Here is a 23280-nt window from a genome sequence, read left to right on the forward strand (position 1 = left end):
TATGAAAAGAAAGAAACAAATACGGAAGTTTGGAATTCTAATGTTAATCTCTCTTTTGACTTTTACTTCTGTGTATACAATCTTTGCTTCGGAGATTAATGATGCCAAGTCAGAAAAGAGTAACTTGGAGAAAAAGAAAGAGGAAACAGAGGCTAAGATTAAAGAACTAGAGAAGGAAAAAGGGGATATCGTTACCTATATCGAAAAGATGGATGGTCAATTGAATGATTTGAATAAAGAAATTGGTGATTTGACGAATCAAATAGATATAGCAAATGTGGATTTGAAGGAAACAAAAGAAAAACTGAAAGAAGCGAAAGAAACTGAAAAAAACCAGTATGAGACGATGAAGAAAAGAATAAAGTATATGTATGAGAATGGTACTACGAATTACATAGAAATCATTCTTGGTGCAGCCGATATGTCGGATATGTTAAATCGAGCTGAATATATAGAAAAAATTATGCAATATGATCGGACGATGCTGACGAATTATCAAGATACAAAGAAGCAGATTGAATTGGCGAAAACGGATATTGAGAACAAGATTGTAGAGCTGGAACAATTGACAGAGGAAGTTAATTATGAAAAAGATACTGTTGAGCAATTGATTGATAAAAAATCAGAAGAGTTAGTAAAATATAATGCGAATATTCAACAATCGGAATCGATGGTTTCTAATTATACGAATGCAATTGAAGAACAAGAAGCGTTAATAGAAGAGCTTCTTGAACAGGAAAGAAAGCGAATCGAGGAAGAAGAGAAGCGTAAGAAGGCAGAGGAAGAAAAGAAACGAAAGGAAGAAGAGGAACGTAAGAAGAAGGAAGAAGCAGAACGCAAGAAACAGGAAGAGGAAAAAAAGAAACAAGAGCAGAATAATCAGAATAATAATACAGGAAATTCGAGCAATGGTAATTCGAATAGTAACAATTCATCAAATGGAAATAGTTCATCGAATGGTAATGATTCGTCTGGTAGTTCGTCAAATAACTCGTCCAATAATTCGGGAACGTCTGATGCAGCTACAGAGGGAGGGTTTACGTGGCCGGTACCTTCGAGTCATAAAATCTCCTCGTATTTTGGTAATCGTGACCAACCGACGGCTGGAGCAAGTACTTATCACCAAGGAATTGATATAAGTGCACCTACAGGTACTGCTATTGTAGCGGCGAAAGGAGGAACAGTTGTAACCGCTTCCTATAGTGCAGGAGCAGGTAACTATATTATGATTTCTCACGGCAATAGTGTATACACTGTTTATATGCATTGCTCGCAATTGCAAGTGTCAGCAGGTCAAACGGTTAGTAAAGGACAGCAAATTGCGTTGGTAGGTTCTACAGGCGTTTCGACAGGCCCTCATTTACATTTTGGTGTATCTGTCAATGGAAGTTATGTAAATCCATTAAATTACGTAAATTAAAAATGATTCGCTATGTGTGTTCTCATTAAAAAATATGTTATAAAAATAATAGTATGGACAGAAAAAGAAAGGATAGGACCGCGTTTATGAAAAATCGTTTTTTTCAAGGTATGCTGGTTGGAGTCTTAGTTTCAACACTTTTATTTAGTATTGTGTTTGGCTATGTTTGGAGTAATTCAGCACAGAGTACTGGGAGTGGTAATACAAATATAACTGCAGAAGATGATACAGATAATTCTTTAGTGAACAAAAATGTTAGGTTAAAGATTAATCGGATAAAGTCAATTATTGATAAGTATTATCTAAATGAAGTTGATGAAGAGAAGATGGTAGATGGTATATATAAAGGTTTGGTTAGCAGTTTAGGAGACCCATATTCCGTATACTATACGAAAGAGGAATTTGATTCCTTGATGGAATCTTCATCTGGAAGTTATTGTGGTATTGGAGCTTATGTTACCCAAGATGTTAAAACTGGAGTGATTTCAATTGTAAAACCTTTTGAAGGTGGGCCTGCTTATGAGTCAGGAATATTACCTGGTGATATTATCTATAAAGTAGCAGGTGATGAAGTAACAGGAGTAGACCTTTCTGAAGTTGTAGGTAAGATGAAGGGGGAAGAAGGAACAAGCGTTGATGTGGAGATCGTTCGTGAGGGAGAAAGTGAGCCGATTAAGCTGACAATCGAACGACGTAAGGTAGAAGTACCAACAATCGCGTATGAGATGTTAGATAATAACGTTGGTTACATTGAAATTGCTGAGTTTGACGAAGTTACAGGACCACAATTCAGAAGTGCGATAGAAGAACTTGATAAGCAAGGAATGAAAGGTTTAGTAATAGATTTGAGAAACAATCCAGGTGGATTACTTGATACCGTTTGTGATATGTTAGATCGTATGTTGCCAGAAGGATTGATTGTTTATACAGAAGATAAGAATGGTACTAGAACAGAAGAAGTGAAATCAACAGCAGAGGAATCTTTTGATAAGCCACTTGTTGTTATGATTAATGGTAACAGTGCAAGTGCTTCAGAAGTGTTTGCTGGTGCAATTCAAGATTATGGAATAGGAACAATTCTTGGAACAACAAGTTTTGGTAAGGGTATTGTTCAATCTGTGATACCTCTAACTGATGGTAGTGGTGTTAAAGTAACGGTATCAAAATACTATACACCAAAAGGACGTAACATTCATGGAATTGGTATTGATCCAGATGTGGTTGTGGAATTGAATGATGAGTTAAAGACAAAGGTATCAATAGATAAATCAGAAGATAATCAATTGCAGGAAGCGATTAAGATTATTCTTGACAAAAGTAATAAGTAGGTAGTAGCGAAACTCGGTTTATGTTGTGGAGGCTTCTTGATTCACATACATTGACACAAAACACGCTACACATCTAAGGACTTCTAGGCGTATACGGTTATGATGTCTAAAAATTACGGAATCGCCCTCGATTCGGCGTCCTGCCTCAGCTCGGGCTGGCTCGGCGTCCATGCCTTGCCTTTCTAGGTTTAACAGTATACACCAAGAAGTACTGTAGATGTTTTGCTATTGTTTTTTAGTCAATGTACGTGAATCAAGAAGCAGTCAAGTGTATTGAGAGTTTCGCGAATATCTAAATATAATAAGTAGTACAAAGAAAACAGATGTGAGTTTCCTGTAAGGGAAAATCACATCTGTTTTTTTAATAATAAATAGGACGATTGCCTTGAATGGTATCGTTGATGGAGGTTGTCAACCAATTCAAGGCTTTTTGAGTATCTTTGGCTTCGATATGTTGGAAGAGTGTAAGTGTGTTATTGTGTAAGGCTTCAATTCCGTATAAACGGCAGAATCTTTCCCATAGTGTAGTAACTGGAATTCTAAAGCTTGAGAAAATCAGAGGCATAAGTGTGTTTCCGGAAAGGCAAGCTAATTCGTGCTGGAATTCAAAAGCTATGATGGAAGCTTCCTCTGGTGTATGTGCAGTTTTTAGAAAATCAACTTTTTCTTTTAGGATGCTAAGTTCCTCTTCTGTGATTTTTGGAATGCATAGATTAATTGCTAATGTATCTAGTCCTAGTCTGAGTTCTAATATAGAGCGAATCTCATCATCCCTTAAAATTCCACCATTATAGTTCATGATGGAAATCAAAGTCTCAATAGTTCCATTTCTGCGATAATCGGCAACGAAAGTACCAATACGTGGTTTAATTGTAAGAAATCCTTTTCGGGCTAGTTCGGTAATTCCACCGTTGACTACGGTGCGACTGACCTGCATATTATGAGCAAGTTCGCGCTCTGGAGGAAGTTTTTCTCCGACAGGTAACTTGCCAGAAAGAATCATAGTTTCTAATTGCTGTATGAATAATTCTTTTAGCGAAGGGGCACTTAGTTTTTCAAAATCCATTTTTGTCTCTCCTTTTGATACGGTACTGTTTTTTGATAGTGGTTCAAACCATTGGATTTATATGAATCCTTGTATAGATACAAATACAATGTCTTGGTAGAACCACAATCCACAGAAATAGTATAATCGAGCAAAGGTGAAAAATCAATAAAAACATTGTGAAAATATACTAAAAAAATATTGCAATATAATTTATAGTTGATATAATGAATAAAAAAGGGTAGTGTTTTTTACAATGAGAAGTGTGTTCTTCTGGTATAACCAGAGATGAAAAACACAATTAGGAGGGATGTAATTATGTTTACATTTAATTATGCAGAAGGTGCAAATCTGCTCAGCGTATGGCTTGTGTGGATTGCAGTATTTTTGATATTGTTTGGTCTTAATGAATTTTCAAGAAGATCAACAATTGCAGGCTTTGCGTGCTTTGTAGTATTGCCAACCGTTTTATCGATTCTGTGGTTCACAGTATTAAAAGATACCACGTATACAGATTGGTTCCATTTGGCGAAAGTATATTCATCAACAGCAGGCTGTATTGGTTTTTGGTGTATTCGTCATCTACATGGAAGAAACAAAAAGACAGGAAAAGAGTGGACATTAAGAACGAATAAGATTGCATTATGTTTTCCACCATTGATTCTTGCCATTAATATCTTAGAAGCAGTAGCTCGTGATATTGAAGTGGGAATGAATTATGCAGGTGGAGGAATTCTTGCAGATGAAGCAATGTATGTTCTTGGTGGTTCATGGAACTATATGAATGCAGCGGCGGGTATTCTCAATATTATAACAATCACAGGTTGGTTTGGAATTTGTATTCGTAAGAAAACAAAGAAAGATGGAAGTCAAGACATGTTATGGCCAGATATGTTATGGTTTTGGATTATAGCATATGATTTATGGAATTTTGCGTATACATATAACTGTTTGCCGGGACATGCGTGGTATTGTGGATTTGCATTGCTATTAGCTCCAACCGTTTGTGCATTTACAATTGGAAAAGGTGCTTGGCTACAGCATAGAGCACAAACATTAGCATTATGGTGTATGTTTGCACAAACAGTACCAGCATTTATTGATGAAGGTAAATTCGCAGTAGCTTCTACTTATAATAAAACACCATTATTTATTTGGAGTTTACTAGCGTTATTAGCAAACGTTGCAGTATTTGTTTACATGATTTATAAAGCAGTAAAGACAAAGAGAAATCCATACAAAGGCGAGTTATATGTGGATTTAAGAAAGTATCAAGAAGTGAAAGAATTAGCGGAGTAATGCAGCATGAAATTAGCTAAATGTAGAACTCTTTGTAGAGTTTAAAGATATGGAAAAGAGTTTCATAATTGGCTATATAAAAATAGAGAGGTGTCTATGGGCAAATTTAAAGTAATTGAAATCAAACAAAGTGTATTTGAGGATAATGATGCCGATGCAAATCGTTTAAGAGAAGAATTGAAAGCAGAAAATGTATTTTTGCTAAATGTAATGTCTTCACCAGGATCAGGAAAGACGACAACACTAATCAACACAATTAACGGATTAAAAGACGAGATAAGAATTGGCGTTATGGAAGCGGATATTGACTCGGATGTAGATGCCCATACGATTTCATCGACAGGTGTTAAAGTGATACAACTTCATACAGGTGGAATGTGCCACCTAGATGCAGATATGACAAGACAAGGCATACGAGAGCTTGGAACAGAAGATGTTGATTTGGTTATATTAGAGAATGTAGGGAATCTAGTATGTCCAGCCGAATTTGATACAGGAGCTACCAAGAATGTAATGATTCTTAGTGTTCCGGAAGGTGATGATAAACCACTAAAATATCCACTAATGTTCTCTATTTGCGATGTGCTACTGATTAATAAAATTGATGTATTAGAATACTTTGATTTTGATATTGACGTATGTACACAGAGAGCGAAAAAATTAAATCCTAATATTAAAGTAATACCTATTTCGGCAAGAACAGGCGAAGGTATCGCAGAATGGACAGATTGGCTTAAAGAGCAAGTAAAAGAGGGTATTAAGTAGAATAGGAGCGTGTGCTTATGGCGACAAAACAAAAAGTATTAGAATTTGCGAATAAAGTTAGTGGAAAAAAAGTTGGTGCAAAAGGGTCAATTACGGTAGATGATGCGAGATATCGAATTCTTGAACCGGTAGTTACGGATGAGATGGCAGAAGTAGCATTGGTTATGGAGTTTAGAAAACCACAAAATGCAGAACAGTTAGCACTTAAATGTAATAAATCATTAGAGAGAACAAAAGAGCTTTGCTGGGATCTAGCAATGGCGGGAGTATGTTTCATCAATGAAAGAGATGGTGTAGACGTATATTGGTATGATACTTGGGTTCCAGGTATCATGGAGATGATGGTAAACAACAAAGAAAATGTTGTGAAGTATCCACAGATAGCAGAAGCATTCGAAGCCTATGGACGTGAAAATGGACCAAGATCAGTAGGTAGTTTTCCGCCAGGAACAGGGCTTATGCGCGTTATTCCTATTGAGATGGCGATTGATGGAGAGACAAGAAAAGCATCCTATGAAGAAATCTCGAAGTACCTGAATGATAGTCATATGTTTTCGGTGTCGGATTGTTCTTGTCGAACTTCTCGTAAGATTATGGGAGAAGGTTGTGGACATTTAGCAGAAGATATGTGTATTCAGCTTGACCATGCAGCAGAATACTATATTAGAACAGGCAGAGGACGCCAGATTACAAGGGAAGAAGCCTTTGAGATTATTCGCAAAGCAGAAGAAAATGGTCTTATGCACCAGATACCAAACTTAGATGGTTCTGGAAAAACACATGCGATTTGTAATTGTTGTGGTTGCTCTTGTCTTGCACTTCGAACGGCAGAGATGTTTAAAAATGTTGATATGTCACGTTCCAACTATCAAGCAAAGGTAGATTCTGAGAAATGTGTTGCTTGTGGCGAATGTGTAGAGAATTGTCCAACAAATGCAGCGCAGTTAGGTCAAAAATTATGTACGAAAAATCCGCTTCCTGAGAAGAAAGTAGAGACTCCAAGAGATACCGAATGGGGACCAGAAAAATGGAATGCAGATTACCGCATTAATCGAAAGAATGTTGTAGATACTGGAACGAGCCCATGTAAGACAGAATGCCCAGCGCATATAGCAATCCAAGGTTATATAAAGTTAGCATCGCAAGGAAGATATCGAGAAGCACTTGAGTTAATCAAACATGAGAATCCATTTCCGGCAGTGTGCGGCCGTATCTGTCCAAGAAAATGTGAATCAGCATGTACACGTGGCGATATTGATGATGCGATTGCAATTGATGAAATCAAGAAGTTTATTGCGGATCAGGAATTAAAATCAGAAAACAGATTTGTACCAAGACAAAAACATGAATATGGCAAGAAGATTGCAGTAGTAGGTGGTGGGCCAGCAGGACTTTCTTGCGCATTCTTCTTAGCGATTGATGGTTATGCTGTAACTGTTTTTGAAAAGCAAGAAGTTCTTGGTGGAATGCTTACATTAGGAATTCCGAACTTCCGACTAGAAAAAGATGTTGTTAATGCGGAAATTGAAACGCTTCGAGAACTTGGTGTAACATTTAAAACTGGTGTGGAAGTTGGTAAGGATATCACAATAAAGGAATTAAGAGAGCAAGGATACAAGGCATTCTATTTGGCGATTGGAGCACAAGGTGGAAGAGGGCTTGGTATTGAAGGCGAAGATGCGAGTGGTGTAATTGCTGGTGTTGATTTCGTGCGTAATGTAAATCTTGGTAAAGCAGAAGTATTACATGGTAAAGTTGTTGTAATTGGTGGTGGTAATGTAGCGATTGACGTAGCTCGTAACGCAACAAGAGTTGGTGCTGAGACAGTAGGTTTATATTGCCTTGAAAATCGTACAGAAATGCCTGCATTAGAGGAAGAGTGTCTTGAAGCAGAAGAAGAAGGAATTGTTATCAATAATAGCTGGGGACCAAAACGTATTCTTACTGAAAATGGCAAAGTGGTAGGTGTTGAATTCAAACGTTGCAAGTCTGTTTTTGACAACGATCACAGATTCAGTCCAATGTATGATGAAAATGAAACGATAATCGTAGATGCAGATTATGTATTACTATCTGTTGGCCAATCGATTGAATGGGGAGAACTTGTTGCAGGAACAAATGTTAAGCTAAATCCAAACAAGACAATTCAAGCAGATCCATTTACATATCAAACAGCAGAACCGGATATCTTCGCTGGTGGAGACTCCTTTACAGGGCCAAGATTTGCAATTGATGCAATCGCAGCAGGAAAGCAAGGAGCAATCTCGATTCATCGTTTTGTTCAACCAGGACAAAGTTTGGTGTTTGGAAGAGATAGACGTGCATATCAATCACTTGATAAAGGTAATATCGATTTTGGTGGATATGACCGTATGCCAAGACAAAAGGCAGAGCATGACCATTCAAAAGAAAAAGATGTTTTTGCAGATGTTCGAGCTACATTTACAGAAGAGCAGATGAAGAAAGAGACAGAGCGTTGCCTTGGTTGTGGAGCGACGGTAATAGATGAATTCATGTGTGTTGGTTGTGGCCAATGTACAACAAAATGTAAATTCGACGCAATCAAATTAGTTCGAGCATATGACAAAGAAGGCGTTAGTTACGAAGATTTGAAACCAGTAGTTGTTAAAACTGTAATAAAGAGAAAAGCCAAAATTGCAGTGAAGAAGATAAAGGACAAGTTCAATTAATTGGGAAGCGGGAATGTGGAATGCATGAATTGGGTGTATTGTTAGAAGTTGTTAAGCAAGTAGAAAAAATAGCCATAGAGAATGAAGTGGAGCGTATTGAAACACTAGTGCTTCAAGTCGGAGAACTTTGCTCTATGGTGCCCAAATATCTAACAAAGCTCTATCCTGCGGCAGTAGAGGGAACACTCTTGCATGGCTCTGAACTACAGATTGAAATCATTCCTGGAAATGGCAGGTGCAGGCAATGCGGTCAGATTTTTAATTTGATTGACAATAAAGGTGTCTGTCCGGAATGCAAGACAAAGGAATTTGAGATGCTAAGTGGGAAAGAGTTCTTTATTAAAGAAATCGTCACATATGAGTAAGTTGAAAACAAAATGATAGAATAGTAAGAGAAAGCTAGAGATGCAGAGGTTATGTTGTATCTCTAGCTTTTGGGTTAGAGTTTATCTTATTTATAGCTTGCTTGTAAAGGATTTAATAAACTAGCAGAAGAATCGGTATATGTTTCGAGGAAAAATACGTAGTCATATTCTAGGAAGAAGAAAAACGAGCACGCGAATGAAAAAACAGATATATAAAGATGAATGTGGTGTGGTATAATGGGGATATCTATCTTGGAGTTGAAGATGATGGAACTGCTGTCGGAGTATCGGAAAAAGCCGCATCTGAAATGATTAAAAACTTTATAAAAATTATAAGTAATCCGAATATGTTTCAACCAATAGCTTATTTGGAGCCGAAGATGATAAAATATGAGGGTAAAACAATTATTCATATTCATGTACCACCAAGCTCGGAGGTTCATAGTTTTAAGAAAATTATTTATGACAGAGTAGATGATGCGGATGTAAAGGTTACTGCAACTAGCCAGATTGCAGCTATGTATATAAGAAAGCAGAATATCTTTACAGAGAAGAAGATATATCCATACTTAAAATATGAAGATTTGAGACTGGATTTATTGGCAAGGGTTAAGCAGATGGCAGTTAATCATGCGGGTGGTAAGCATCCATGGAAGAACATGAGTGATGAGGAAGTATTAAAAAGTGCTGGATTATATGGAAAAGATGCGAGTACTGGTCAACAGGGCTATAATTTGGCGGCAGCAATGCTGTTAGGAAAAGATGATATAATTTTGTCGATTGCTTCGGGATATAGGACGGATGCATTATTGCGAAAGGTGAATATTGATAGATATGATGACAGATTAATCGTTCAGACGAATTTGATTGAGAGTTATGATCAACTAATGGGATTTGCTGAAAAGCATTTGTGGGATAAGTTTTTCCTTGAGGATGACAAGAGAGTCAGTATAAGAAATATTATTGCACGTGAAATGCTTGTGAATACGCTGATTCACAGGGAGATGACGAGTTCTTATATTGCGAAATTTGTGATTGAAAAGGATAGAATGTTTGTAGAAAACGCAAATAGGGCAGTTCGTGAAGGTATAATGACACCAGATGATTTTGAGCCAAATCCGAAGAATCCAATTATTGCATCGTTTTTTAGAAATATTGGCTTGTCGGATCAATTAGGATCTGGAGTAAGAAATTTGTTTAAATATGGGAAATTGTATTCGGGATTAGAACCAGAAATGATTGAAGGCGATGTGTTTAAAATCATTGTTCCTTTGAATGATGAATATTCGTTTGATTTTAATAAAAAAAATAAAATCGGCGATAAAAAATCAGCGATAAAAATCAGCGATAAAAAATCAGCGATAAAAATCAGCGATAAAAAGACTTCCGCAATAACAAAAGCTAATTATGAAAAAATATTAGATTACATGGAGAAGGATAAAGAGTACAAGACTGCTGAGATTGCTGAGGCTATTGGTTTAAAACCACCACAAACTAGAAGAATTTAAAATGAGTTGGTTGATAAAAAGAAAATTCAGTTATTAGGGACTAACAAAACCAGAAGATATAAATTAAATAAAACTAAAATGTAATATTGCTTTAGAAATAGATAAGAGAAAAAAGAGTCTGCAAAGAATGAATTTGGCAGTAACGATAAAATGGCTAGAGATGCAAATTTTGTGATGTATCCCTAGCTTTTTTGGCGATACTAAGATAAGTGATGAAGATTTCTTTGTTAATATAAACGCTTTATGTGAAGAGTTATGTTGCTGTTGCTGTGAACGTTATGTGTGAACAGTAACATGTTGCTATAATAACACAGAACAAACATTCGAAATTTGTTGCTTTTGGAAAATGCATGTGATATAATTGGTAGAAAAGTTGGATGATAAAATTCCAAGATGATAAGGAAGCAATTTACTCAAAATGCCACTTGAGACAAGCTTGAATTAGACTTATTATCCTAAGTGAACGGTTATAAAACAATTGTGAAATAGTCACAGAAGAAAGGATATGACGATGGATCATTTTAAATTAGTATCGGAATTTGCTCCTACAGGAGATCAGCCAGAAGCGATACGTGATTTGGTTAAAGGATTTGAAGAAGGTAATCAGTTTCAGACGTTGCTAGGAGTTACAGGTTCGGGTAAAACATTTACAATGGCGAATGTAATACAAGCATTGAATAGACCAACGCTTATCATGGCGCATAATAAAACGTTAGCAGCGCAGTTGTATGGGGAATTCAAAGAGTTCTTTCCGGAGAATGCAGTTGAGTATTTTGTATCCTACTATGATTATTATCAGCCAGAGGCATATGTTCCATCGACAGACAGCTTTATAGAGAAGGATTCGGCAGTTAATGATGAGATAGATAAACTGCGACATTCTGCTACGGCAGCACTGACAGAACGAAGAGATGTTATTGTTATTGCCAGTGTATCGTGTATCTATGGATTGGGTGCGCCGATTGACTATCAGAATATGACGTTGTCCTTGCGTCCGGGAATGATAAAAGACCGTGATGATATTCTTAGAAAGCTGATTGATATTCAATATACAAGAAATGATATGGATTTCAAACGTGGTAGTTTCCGTGTTCGAGGAGATGTTGTAGAAATCTTTCCGGTTACAGCTACAGATACTGCAGTACGTGTAGAATTTTTTGGCGATGAGATCGATAGAATTACAGAGATTGATGTATTGACTGGTGAAGTGAAATCTACACTGGAACATGCAGTTATGTTTCCTGCATCACATTATGTTGTTTCACCAGAAAAGCTAAATGAAGCAGTTAAAAGGATTGAGGATGAATTAGAGGAACGAGTGTTGTTTTTCAAAAAGGAAGGAAAACTTCTTGAGGCACAGAGAATTGCAGAGCGTACAAACTTTGATATTGAGATGCTTCGTGAAACAGGATTTTGTTCTGGTATTGAGAATTATTCTGGGCCGATGTCTGGGCTGAAATCAGGGAGTACACCTTCTACGTTGATGGATTATTTTCCGGAGGATTTCTTAATTATTGCAGATGAATCACATATTACAATACCACAAGTACGTGGAATGTATTCGGGCGATAGAGCACGTAAAGAAACACTTGTTAATTACGGTTTCCGTTTGCCATCAGCACTCGATAACCGACCATTGAATTTTGAAGAATTTGAAAGTAAGATTAATCAGATGATGTTTGTATCCGCGACTCCGAATGTCTATGAAAGAGAACATGAATTACTCCGAACAGAACAGATTATTCGTCCGACAGGTCTATTAGACCCTATTATTGAGGTTAAGCCAGTTGAAGGTCAAATTGATGACTTGATAGGTGAGGTTAATAAGGAAATTGCTAAGAAAAACAAAATTCTTGTTACAACGTTAACAAAACGAATGGCAGAAGATTTAACAGATTATATGCGAGAAGTTGGCATTCGGGTGAAGTACCTTCATTCTGATATTGATACATTGGAACGTTCAGAGATTATTCGAGATATGCGACTAGATGTATTTGACGTTTTAATTGGAATCAACTTATTGCGTGAGGGACTTGATATCCCTGAAATTACATTAGTAGCGATACTAGATGCAGATAAGGAAGGTTTCCTTCGTTCCGAAACATCATTGATTCAGACGGTTGGTCGTGCAGCACGTAATTCGGATGGACATGTAATCATGTATGCGGATAAGATGACAGATTCTATGACGAAAGCCATAACGGAGACCAATCGTCGTCGAGAGATTCAGCAAAAGTACAATGAGGAACATGGTATTACTCCAACAACGATTAATAAGAAAGTGCGAGAATTAATTAGTATTTCGAAGAGAGTTGACAAAGAGATGTATGATATGGATAAAGATTATGAATCTATGTCGAAGAAAGAGTTAGAAGCAGTACTTAAGAAGATTACGAAAGAGATGCATAAAGCGGCAGCAGAGCTTAACTTTGAGATGGCGGCGCAGTTAAGGGATAAACTTCTTGAATTGAAGAAGCATTTGAACGAGATAGGCTAGCAATGCTGGAGGAGTGTAGTGTGAAAAATGTGATTCTTTACACACGAATATACGCATGCACTCCAAGCGCGTGTTTGCAAGCTATTAGAAAGGCATGGTTATTAACATGATAAAAGAAGAAAGAGACAATAAAAAGTATATAAAGATACGTGGAGCAAAAGAGCATAATTTAAAAGATATTAGCTTGAATATACCAAGAGATGAATTTGTTGTACTAACTGGACTCAGTGGTTCGGGAAAGTCTTCACTTGCTTTTGATACCATCTATGCAGAAGGACAAAGAAGATATATGGAATCATTGTCCTCTTATGCAAGACAATTCCTTGGTCAAATGGAAAAGCCAAATGTAGAGAGCATTGAGGGGTTACCACCAGCAATATCAATTGATCAAAAATCGACAAATCGAAATCCTCGTTCTACAGTAGGAACAGTAACAGAGATTTATGATTACTACCGTCTTCTATATGCTCGTATCGGTATACCACATTGTCCAAAGTGTGGTAAGGAGATTAAAAAGCAGACAGTTGACCAAATGGTAGATGAAATCATGAAAATACCAGAGCGTACAAAGATACAACTACTTGCGCCAGTCGTGCGTGGTCGTAAGGGAGAACATGTTAAATTGTTTGAACAAGCGAAGAAGAGTGGTTATGTACGTGTAATGGTTGATGGTTCTTTGTATGAACTTAGTGAAGAAATCAAGATAGATAAGAACAAAAAACATAATATAGAGATTATTGTAGACCGTCTTGTAGTGAAAGAGGGCATAGAAAAGCGTCTATCGGATTCGATAGAAAGTGTATTGAAGTTGGCAGAAGGTTTACTTATTGTTGATATTGTAGATGGAGAATCATTAAACTTTAGTCAAAACTTTGCTTGTTCAGATTGTGGTATTAGCATTGAAGAGATAGAGCCGAGAAACTTCTCGTTTAATAATCCGTTTGGTGCATGTCCAGAGTGTGTGGGTATTGGTATTAAGATGGAGTTTGATGAAGAATTAATGATACCAGATAAGAAGTTAAGTCTTGCACAAGGGGCAATTGCTGTTATGGGTTGGCAATCAGCAACAGATGCAGGTTCGTTTACACATGCAATTTTACTGGCATTATCCAAAGAATATAAGTTTAGTCTCGAAACACCATATGAAGAGTTACCTGAAGATATTAGGAATGTAATAATCTATGGAACAGATGGAAAAACAGTTAAAGTATATTATAAGGGGCAGCGTGGAGAAGGTGTATACGATGTTGCGTTTGAAGGCTTGGTTAAGAATGTAGAACGAAGATATCGTGAAACAGGTTCAGATTCTTCAAAGCAGGAATATGAGACATTCATGAGAACGACACCTTGTAAATGTTGTGGTGGTAAAAGGCTAAAGAAGGAATCTCTTGCAGTTACTGTAGGAGATGAGAATATTGCAGACCTTACTGGAAAATCTATTAGAGATTTGTTTGATTTTATGAATGCATTGGAACTAACTTCTATGCAAATGAAGATTGGAAAGATTATCTTAAAGGAGATTCATGCTCGTCTAGGTTTTTTAATTGATGTAGGCTTAGAGTATTTATCATTAGCGCGTGCAACAGGAACGCTGTCAGGTGGAGAATCACAACGTATTCGTCTTGCAACTCAGATTGGTTCAGGGCTAGTAGGTGTTGCCTATATCTTAGATGAACCAAGTATAGGGCTTCATCAAAGAGATAATGATAAACTATTACGAACGCTATCTAACTTGAAGGACCTAGGTAATACATTAATTGTTGTTGAGCATGATGAGGATACTATGTTTGCGGCGGATCATGTAATTGATATAGGTCCAGGAGCAGGTGAATATGGTGGTAGTTTAATTGCAGAAGGAACAGCCGAAGAAATTATGGCGAACCCAGATTCAATTACAGGTGCTTACCTAAGTGGCAGAATTCAAATACCAGTACCAAAAGAGAGAAGAAAAGCCACAGATTATCTTAAGATAAGAGGTGCGAAAGAGAATAACTTAAAGAATGTATCTGTAGATATTCCACTTGGCATCATGACTTGTGTGACGGGTGTATCGGGTTCTGGTAAGAGTTCGTTAGTTAATGAAATCTTATACAAACGTCTTGCGAGAGACCTTAACCGTGCAAGATGCATACCTGGCAAGCATACAGATATGACGGGAATTGAAAATCTTGATAAAGTTATTGATATAGACCAATCACCAATTGGACGTACTCCTCGTTCGAACCCGGCAACCTATACAGGTGTATTTGATCAAGTTAGAGATTTGTTTGCTACAACAGCTGATGCGAAAGCGAAAGGTTACAAGAAAGGGCGATTCAGTTTTAATGTAAAAGGTGGTCGTTGTGAAGCTTGTAGTGGAGATGGTATCTTAAAGATCGAGATGAATTTCTTGGCAGACGTCTATGTACCTTGTGAAGTTTGTGGAGGAAAACGATATAACAGAGAGACACTTGAAGTTAAGTACAAAGGCAAGAACATCTATGATGTACTTGATATGACAGTGGGAGAAGCATTAAAATTCTTTGAAAATATGCCTGCTATTAAACGAAAGATAGAATCGCTAAATGATGTTGGTTTATCTTATGTAAAATTGGGACAACCATCAACAACGTTATCAGGTGGTGAAGCACAAAGAATTAAGCTTGCAACGGAACTTAGTAAGAGAAGTACAGGAAAGACCATCTATATTTTAGATGAACCTACGACAGGTTTGCATTTTGCAGATGTTCATAAGTTGATTGATATCTTGAGAAGGCTTTCCGATGGTGGAAACACGGTTGTTGTTATTGAACATAATCTTGATGTAATAAAGACTGCTGACTATATTATTGACATTGGTCCGGAAGGTGGAGATAAAGGCGGTACTGTAGTAGCGACAGGAACTCCAGAAGAAGTAGCAAACAATGAGCAATCTTATACAGGTATCTATATTAAAAAACAGTTAGAACGTTTTGCATAGAAATAAAGCAGAGCGCCATGTGAAGTTATCATTACTGTGAATGTTTTGTGTAAACAGTAACAAGTATGCTTCCCATGGCGTTTCTTTGTTTTCTCTAGTTAATCTATTTTATATATGATATAATGTGGATACTAGGACAATGGAGTCAAATTAGCATCATTGTTCTGGATTGCGTTAGCTATTGATTTAGCATTAGAACAAGTCTTGGGGGGATATGAGATGAAGAAGATTATGCCAGTATTGGTGCTGATTATACTCTTATGTGTGGCATGTAAGCATGATGATAAGACGATAGATAAAAAGAATGAAAATGAAGAACGAAATGTTTTAGATGAAGAAGATCCTAATAATCTACCTGAAATAGAAGTACATTTAGATATAGAGCCAAATGAATGGTATTATGTTGGCGAAGATGATTTGGATTATGGATATGGGAAAGTAGTGTTCTTTGATTCATCAATGAAGATAAAGAAGTATTTTGAAAATGCAGTGATTCCTAATGAAGAGATGGGAGTTATTGATATAACGAAACCGATTATTATTGGTATGTTAGATGAGACAAAAAGAAATGGAGCAACCATTATTGAGCCAAACCAATATATATATGGTGTATATGATTTAGAAGAGAACGATTGGATTATTCCAATGGACTATGATTCTTTAGTTCAATATGCAAATGGCTGTTATGGAGCGTTTTTAAACAATATAGAATCAAATACAACAGGTATGACGATATATAATGAGCTTGGGAATGTCTTAGCAGAGGGAATTGATGTGACCAATAGTTATGTTAGTCTTCTTGGTGAAAATCTGTGGAATATTTCGTATGATGGAATGCAGCCGATAAGGATTTATGATGCAGAAGGAAGATGCATTAATTCAATAAGTAACAGCTATGGTATGGTTCACGGTGCATATTTTGTAGCATCGAATACAGAAGAGGGAGACATTATATATAATGAAAAGGGAGAGCAGGTGATCACGAAAGAAAAGGTCGTGGCTAACTGTAAATTAAAAGGTGTTGAAGAGGAACATTTTTTTGTAGTAAATTATAATGATTATAGTCAGATGATTGAGGCGAACGTTGGTAAGTATCAATTGATTCTGGACAAAAGTGGTAAGATGATTACGTGTGTTAATCAAGAAGAATTTCCAGATAAAATGATAACGGTTGAATATTGGCTGTATTGCTTGTCTGAATATGTGAAAGAAGATGTCTCTTCGAATGAGGATACTTCGGCAATAGGAGATGATACGAATGTAGAAGATGCAGATGCTGAAAAAGACATTGATAGAGCAAATGATGACTATGGTATTGTAACGGATAAAACGGGTACAATATATGATGCAACAAGAAACAATAGTGTTGTGTCGTATTATGATAAAGAAGGAAATCATCTCTTGACGACAGACGGAGAAGAGTTTCAAGGTCATCTACAGCCATATGGAATAGATTTTACACCGCATAATTTGTTCTATCAAAGAGAAAATAGTTTTGAAGTGTATGATTACGAATGTAAAGAGACATATCAATTTGATATTGGTGAGTTTGGAATTGTAGAGTTGCAATCACCATTGCATGATTTTTATTTGATTACAAATGAATTAGACGAAGAGACAAAGATTTATGTATATTATAAGAATGAACTAATAGCGGAGGGTGCAAATCTAGTGGTGCAAGTGTTGGATGGAAATCTAGTGATTACGGATTTTACAGAATATTATGAACTAGATGATATCTCCTATATCTATAATGTAGAGGGAATGAAAATCTATCATTCACCATGTTATGAGATGATTGAGCAAGTAGGAAGCAAGTACATTTTAGCGCAAAGGGAAGGTGTTAGAACAATTGTAGATTATGATGGCAATGTAGTATACGCATTTGATGAAAAAATTCAGATGGAAGAAGTGGAATAAGGCTTCCAATATAAATGTTAAAAAAATATCAATTTAAGGTTTCTTTTTCGAAATAAATGCGTTATAATAATAGCGATATAGCAACATAGAACGTTTGAAACTGAATAACATAGCGTTATTCAGTGATTACATGAATTATTGAAAAGAAGATTTGGAGGATGAAATAATGTTAGTATCAGCAAAAGACATGCTTGTAAAAGCAAAAGCAGGAAAATACGCAGTAGGTCAATTCAATATCAACAACTTAGAATGGACAAAAGCAGTTCTTATAACAGCTCAAGAAAACAACTCACCAGTAATCCTTGGTGTATCAGAAGGTGCTGGAAAATATATGGGCGGATACCATGCAATCGTTGGTATGGTTAATGGTTTAATCCAAGATATGAATATCACTGTACCAGTATCATTACACTTAGACCATGGTAGCTTTGATGGTGCTCAAAAATGTATCGAAGCTGGATTCTCTTCTGTTATGTTTGATGGTTCACATTATCCAATCGAAGAAAATATCGCTAAAACTACAGAGTTAGTTAAAATCTGTAACGAAAAGAATTTATCACTTGAAGCAGAAGTTGGTTCAATTGGTGGAGAAGAAGATGGCGTTGTAGGCGCTGGTGAATGTGCAGATGCAGATGAGTGTAAACAAATCGCTGATCTTGGCGTAACAATGTTAGCAGCTGGTATCGGTAATATCCACGGAAAATACCCAGAAAACTGGGCTGGTCTTAGCTTTGAAACATTAGCAGCAGTTAGTGAAAAAGTTGGAGATATGCCATTAGTTCTTCATGGTGGTACAGGAATTCCAGAAGATATGATCAAAAAAGCTATCTCTTTAGGAGTTGCAAAAATCAACGTAAATACAGAATGTCAATTATCTTTCGCAGAAGCAACTCGTAAGTACATTGAATCTGGAAAAGACCTTGAAGGAAAAGGATTTGACCCACGTAAATTACTTGCTCCAGGTTTTGAAGCAATCAAAGCAACTGTTAAAGAAAAAATGGAACTTTTCGGATCAGTTAACCAAGCATAATAAACAATATAAAATTATTGTTGTAAATAATAAAAACTGTCGCATAGTATTGAACTATAGCGACAGTTTTTTGTTGTTAAAGTTTTTGTCCGCAGTTTGAGCAGAAGTTAGTTTCGCCCGTTTTTTGTCCGCAATTAGGACAGAAGTTTGGCTTTCCTGTAGCAGGATTTGAAGTGGCTGGGTTGGACACAGATTGATTAGAGTTATTCGCTTGATTCATATTCTGCATCATTTGATTTGCCATGTTCATGCCCATCATCATGCCCGCCATATCAGAAGCAGTTCCACCACCATGAACTTTACCAGAAGCAATTCCATCAACCATAGAAACTTGTTGGTATGTGTTCATATTTCCAATCATGCTGTGTGAAGCGGTTTTTTCAATCATCTTCTGAACACTCTCAGGATAGTTAAAGCTCATAATCTGGAAGTTTGTAATTGTAATACCACTATCAAATAATTGCATATCTAAATCTTCTTTAATGCCTTTAGCGATATCAAATGACATTGCTTGAAGGTTGAACATATCTTTTCCTTCTTTGACAATCCATTTCATTAGTAATTGGTCTAATATGGATGTGATTCGTAATTTTACATCTTCAACAACATAGGAATTTCTAACACCGGCAATTTTGTCAATTAATTTAATGTAATCGTTGACTTTGAAACTGAAAGTGCCATTAGCACGGATTGGCATACCACCTGGTAATTGAGGAGTAGGTATGTTAATTGGATTTCCAGTGCCCCAACGAACCATAAATTCCTTCGTGTTGATAAAAAGCACTTCGGCGCGCATACCGCTGTTAAATCCAAATTTAAAGCCTTTTAATGTAGATAGGAAAGGAATGATCTGTGATTCGATATCGTAATCACCTTCGTCAGTAAAGATACCTTCAATTTTACCATTGAATAAAAAGATGGCGTCTTGGCCTGGTCGAATAATAAGACGGCTTCCTTTCTTTATTTCTTGATTCGCCCATTTATAAAAAATCATGTCTTCGCGAAATTCTTTCCATTCCACGACATTAGAAAGTTGATTTGAAAAAAGTCCCATAAGTAGTTCTCCTTTATAATGAATTATATAGTATTAGTTAAAAACTTCGTTGATGACCACTTGAGAAAGAACTTCCTCCGGAAGTAGTCCCTCCAGTGCTAGAGCCACCAGAGTGGTGGTTGTTATTATTATCGTTGTGTTCGGGTTTTTTCCTGCGAGTGGTTGTAGTACGAACATAATTATCGTAGCAACCAGTCAGCTTTGAATTAGAGTGATCTAGGTATGTTGATGAGTTTGTAGTTACTTTGCCTCCAGAGTTAGATACCATAATACTGACAGATATTATACCGATAATAACAGCAAGTGCAAGCTGGAACCATATATTATAGAAGATGTTATTTGGTGTTGCAGTGTCATATTCTTCGGAAGTGTATGGTGTCTGTTTGGAAGGTGTACTGTTTGAATTCGAACTATTTGAATTCGTATTGCTTGAACTTGTTGTAGGCTCTGTGCCAAGGTATTTGTTTGTTTTCTCAAGGAATGTTTTGATAGCGTTGTAATAATCACCATCAGATAATTTTGAGGTAACAACATCAAGAACCTTATCGCAGCGAGAAGTATCCATGTAAATAGCGGCATCTTCGTAAGCAAAAATATTTACATTACGATGTTCCATATCAATCATGAATATAACACAATCATTAGTGTATCCTTCCGTATCGTGAATATAAGTGTCGTAATAATTACTAGCATAGTTTGTTGTAGATAAATTATTAGTGTCATTTGTAGTAATAGTGACAATGGACATGGACTTATCTTTGCTGTATTTGCTGGCAAGTTTGTTCAGCTCTGTTTGTTCGTCAGAGGACAATAGATTGGCATTATCAATAATATAGGAAGTGGTTTTGCTTGCGGCAACTTGAAGCACGGGAACAATTACTAAGCTTAGTAACAAACATACTAAAATAAGTAATGACGGAGGTATCAGTTTCTTTACTGTTTTCATTAAAATCCACCTCCTGCTAATAATGCAATGATTTTGATAATAGCAAAACTAACGGCTGTAATACCGCCAAACCAAGCGAAGATTTTACCTTTGCTTAATGGTGGGCGTCCGACAATCTTACCCGTCTGTCCGTTCATGGCAAATACATGCTCAGAATCTTTATAATCATAGGCAACGAGCCATACAGGTAATAATGCATAGAATGCATTTCTAGGGCGTATGTGAATTCTTCTGTCAAGTACGCTTACAGAACTATAGCCAGTTATACTGGAACGAAGATAAGTTTCAACATAATTGGCAACACGGGCTTGAACACGAGGGAACAAGTCTTTATCTGTATAATTATATTTTTCGGCAACATAACCTGCAAGATAAGGCATATTAAAATGTTTTAAACTACGATAATCAAATGGTTCGAGTTTATCCATAAGTTGGTCATTCATCTTTGCGGATGCATCGACTGGTACTTTAAGATAGGAAAGGTTTGCACTTCGGTGTACATTATAATGTTTTGTTTCGGTAACAATGTAGTCACCTTGCTCATAGGTGCTAACATGAGTGCATGCAGCATTCATTTCACCGTTGGTTTGCAAATCATATAGCCAAAATGGAACATATAACCCTGTCATACTTTTGATTCTGTCTGCAGTCATAAATCCCGCTGGGGTGAGCCTGCCTTTTTTGCACCATTTTTTAAAGGCTTCTTGGGCTTGCTCTTTATTGATTTGAAACGGAATAACATAGTGTGGTGAAGATTCACCAGATAATCGGTCAGCAAGAACAACAGGAGCGCCACAGAAGTTGCAAGTGGTTGCGGTGGTATCTGGCTCTGTAATTAGTACAGCACCACAATTGTTACATATATACTGATTAATCTGTGAACCGTAGGAAGTAGAGCCTGTCGAATTGGAATATGATTCAGAAGAGGTAGTATTTCCGTTTTGGTTGCGTTGCATCGTATCAATATCACTTGTGTAAGAGCAGCTTTCGCATAGAAGCTTCCCTGTAATGCTATCGAATTTCATATCAGCACCGCAACAAGGGCATTTGTATTGAACAACCATATAGTATTTCTCCTAATTTTTTATTGAGTTCAAAATAAGGGTTACTGTTCGCTCTGTGAACAGTAACAAAATAGGTGCTGCAAAGGAACGATTAGTCTACAAAATGTAGCTTATATGTCACTATACAGCACCTTTATAAATTTGTTTTCTGTTATTTGCCTAAACTTGCTTTTAAAGCAGCTAGTTCATCATCGATTTCTGAAGCTGGACTAGAGTATTTTGCAGTTAAGTCAGCAATGTCGTCTTTAGTACCTTTGTTTAATTCTGTCATAGCATTAGCAGAGTCAAGCATCTTGTTTGCTTTTGCTTCCATTCTATCGAATGCTGATAAAGAATTATTGGCACTTGAAACGCTAGAACCAATTTTGTTGATACGGTCTTGAGTTTTGGCTACTGCCATCTTGCCTTTGATCATATCTTTACGAGATTCTAATTCGTTGATATCGTTTACAAGTTTGTCGTGCATTTGTCTCATTTGAGTAGCATTTGCATTTGCAAGGTTGTATGATTCTTGAAGACCAGCTTGTTTGTTAGCTAAAGAAGATTTCTTCTCTAAGAATTTACGAGCATCATCATCATTTCCTGATTCAAGAGCTTTTACTGCAAAACTTTGCATCTTATTCATTTCGCTTGTGCATTCATCTAATTCGCGTTTAGCGCGTTGTTCTTCAGCCATGATAGACGCTGTTTCTGCTTTTACTTTTCCTAAATCGCCATTTAAGTTACGTAAACATTGGTCAATCATTTTTTCAGGATCTTCTGCTTTGTCGAGAAGTGCGTTAATATTGCTTGCCATAATATCTTTAAATCTTGTTAATATACCCATTCGTGTAACCTCCCTTAATATGTAATTGAAATTGGTAACTATTCAGGACTTTGTCCTTCAAGTTACAGTTATGCACGCAAATCACAAAAAAGCATATGATTTGGCGCTGTTATCCTCAGGTTTTCTGTGGCTTTCACTCACAGAAAACACCTTGAATTACTACCTTCTGAATAGTTACTGAAATTGTTTCATAGGTGAATTGTAACGTAGTCACAAGTATGCATTATTACAAGTTATAATTTTTGAACGCCGCTACATTTTTTTTACAAGTATAGTTTATTATCTTTTTGCCGTAACGTCAAGTTAAAAAGGGATTAGAAAGCTTAGTGAAAGCTTAAGGAATTAAAAGAAAACTAAAGAAAAGGTGAAAGAATAATAAACAGTAGTCTTATAGCATGACCTTTTGACCCTTGTATCATAATAAGAGTTGCCCGACAAATGGGCCATTTGAACCTTGAAAATTTAATATATTATCTTCAAATATGGTATAATTGAGGTATTAAGAAAAGGAGTGATCATATGTCTTTCTCATCAAATACCTCACAACAAATCAGTATATTTGAG

Annotated in this window: 16 protein-coding genes; 11 read left to right on the top strand and 5 right to left on the bottom strand. The window is 36.5% G+C overall.

The features are described from left to right. The first annotated feature begins 1 nt into the window (after window position 1). Both RMR19_RS00680 and RMR19_RS00685 read left to right on the top strand, forming a co-directional pair. Window positions 2-1420, top strand: coding sequence for a murein hydrolase activator EnvC family protein (locus RMR19_RS00680; protein WP_310601624.1), 1419 nt, complete (start codon window positions 2-4; stop codon window positions 1418-1420). 86 nt (window positions 1421-1506) lie between these two features. Further along, window positions 1507-2748 (top strand): S41 family peptidase, encoded by a 1242-nt coding sequence (locus tag RMR19_RS00685; RefSeq protein ID WP_310601625.1) that lies wholly within the window; start codon window positions 1507-1509, stop codon window positions 2746-2748. Window positions 2749-3109: 361 nt separating this feature from the next. Here the strand turns inward: RMR19_RS00685 and RMR19_RS00690 are convergent, their stop codons facing one another. After that, window positions 3110-3814 carry a FadR/GntR family transcriptional regulator gene (locus tag RMR19_RS00690; RefSeq protein ID WP_310601626.1) on the bottom strand — a complete coding sequence of 235 codons (705 nt, stop codon included), beginning with the start codon at window positions 3812-3814 and terminating at the stop codon, window positions 3110-3112. Between the two features lie 297 nt (window positions 3815-4111). On the opposite strand from RMR19_RS00690, the gene RMR19_RS00695 reads away from it, so the two are divergent. From RMR19_RS00695 to fba, 9 genes are all read left to right on the top strand, one after another. Beyond that, window positions 4112-5092 carry a DUF5692 family protein gene (locus tag RMR19_RS00695; protein WP_310601627.1) on the top strand — a complete coding sequence of 327 codons (981 nt, stop codon included), beginning with the start codon at window positions 4112-4114 and terminating at the stop codon, window positions 5090-5092. 96 nt (window positions 5093-5188) lie between these two features. Further along, entirely contained in the window at window positions 5189-5857 is a 669-nt protein-coding gene (gene hypB, locus RMR19_RS00700; protein ID WP_310601628.1) for a hydrogenase nickel incorporation protein HypB, read from the top strand. Between the two features lie 17 nt (window positions 5858-5874). After that, complete coding sequence (locus RMR19_RS00705; RefSeq protein WP_310601629.1) at window positions 5875-8547, top strand: FAD-dependent oxidoreductase; 2673 nt, start codon at window positions 5875-5877, stop codon at window positions 8545-8547. A gap of 20 nt (window positions 8548-8567) precedes the next feature. After that, on the top strand, window positions 8568-8912 hold the full coding sequence (locus RMR19_RS00710; RefSeq protein WP_310601630.1) for a hydrogenase maturation nickel metallochaperone HypA/HybF: 345 nt from the start codon (window positions 8568-8570) through the stop codon (window positions 8910-8912). A 218-nt stretch (window positions 8913-9130) separates the two neighbouring features. Continuing rightward, entirely contained in the window at window positions 9131-10420 is a 1290-nt protein-coding gene (locus RMR19_RS00715; RefSeq protein ID WP_310601631.1) for an RNA-binding domain-containing protein, read from the top strand. A gap of 511 nt (window positions 10421-10931) precedes the next feature. Further along, window positions 10932-12917 (top strand): excinuclease ABC subunit UvrB, encoded by a 1986-nt coding sequence (uvrB, locus tag RMR19_RS00720; RefSeq protein WP_310601632.1) that lies wholly within the window; start codon window positions 10932-10934, stop codon window positions 12915-12917. Window positions 12918-13023: 106 nt separating this feature from the next. Next, window positions 13024-15876, top strand: a complete 2853-nt coding sequence (gene uvrA / locus RMR19_RS00725) for an excinuclease ABC subunit UvrA (RefSeq protein WP_310601633.1) — start codon at window positions 13024-13026, stop codon at window positions 15874-15876. Between the two features lie 219 nt (window positions 15877-16095). Next, complete coding sequence (locus tag RMR19_RS00730) at window positions 16096-17796, top strand: hypothetical protein (protein WP_310601634.1); 1701 nt, start codon at window positions 16096-16098, stop codon at window positions 17794-17796. A gap of 166 nt (window positions 17797-17962) precedes the next feature. Then, the gene (fba, locus tag RMR19_RS00735; protein WP_310601635.1) at window positions 17963-18826 is read left to right on the top strand and encodes a class II fructose-1,6-bisphosphate aldolase; all 864 of its coding nucleotides are present in this window, start codon (window positions 17963-17965) and stop codon (window positions 18824-18826) included. Window positions 18827-18902: 76 nt separating this feature from the next. On the opposite strand, the gene RMR19_RS00740 is transcribed toward fba, so the two are convergent. The 4 genes from RMR19_RS00740 to RMR19_RS00755 all read right to left on the bottom strand — a co-directional run bounded on the left by RMR19_RS00740 (window position 18903) and on the right by RMR19_RS00755 (window position 22716). Further along, window positions 18903-19880 (bottom strand): SPFH domain-containing protein, encoded by a 978-nt coding sequence (locus RMR19_RS00740; protein ID WP_310601636.1) that lies wholly within the window; start codon window positions 19878-19880, stop codon window positions 18903-18905. Window positions 19881-19917: 37 nt separating this feature from the next. Beyond that, complete coding sequence (locus RMR19_RS00745; RefSeq protein WP_310601637.1) at window positions 19918-20826, bottom strand: TPM domain-containing protein; 909 nt, start codon at window positions 20824-20826, stop codon at window positions 19918-19920. Then, window positions 20826-21890, bottom strand: coding sequence for a hypothetical protein (locus RMR19_RS00750; protein ID WP_310601638.1), 1065 nt, complete (start codon window positions 21888-21890; stop codon window positions 20826-20828). Before RMR19_RS00750 ends, RMR19_RS00745 begins: the two co-directional genes overlap by 1 nt. A gap of 151 nt (window positions 21891-22041) precedes the next feature. Beyond that, window positions 22042-22716 (bottom strand): PspA/IM30 family protein, encoded by a 675-nt coding sequence (locus RMR19_RS00755; RefSeq protein WP_310601639.1) that lies wholly within the window; start codon window positions 22714-22716, stop codon window positions 22042-22044. Window positions 22717-23280 lie beyond the last annotated feature (564 nt).

The sequence above is a fragment of the Anaerosporobacter sp. genome (assembly GCF_031551385.1).
Classification (GTDB): Bacteria; Bacillota; Clostridia; order Lachnospirales; family Lachnospiraceae; genus Anaerosporobacter.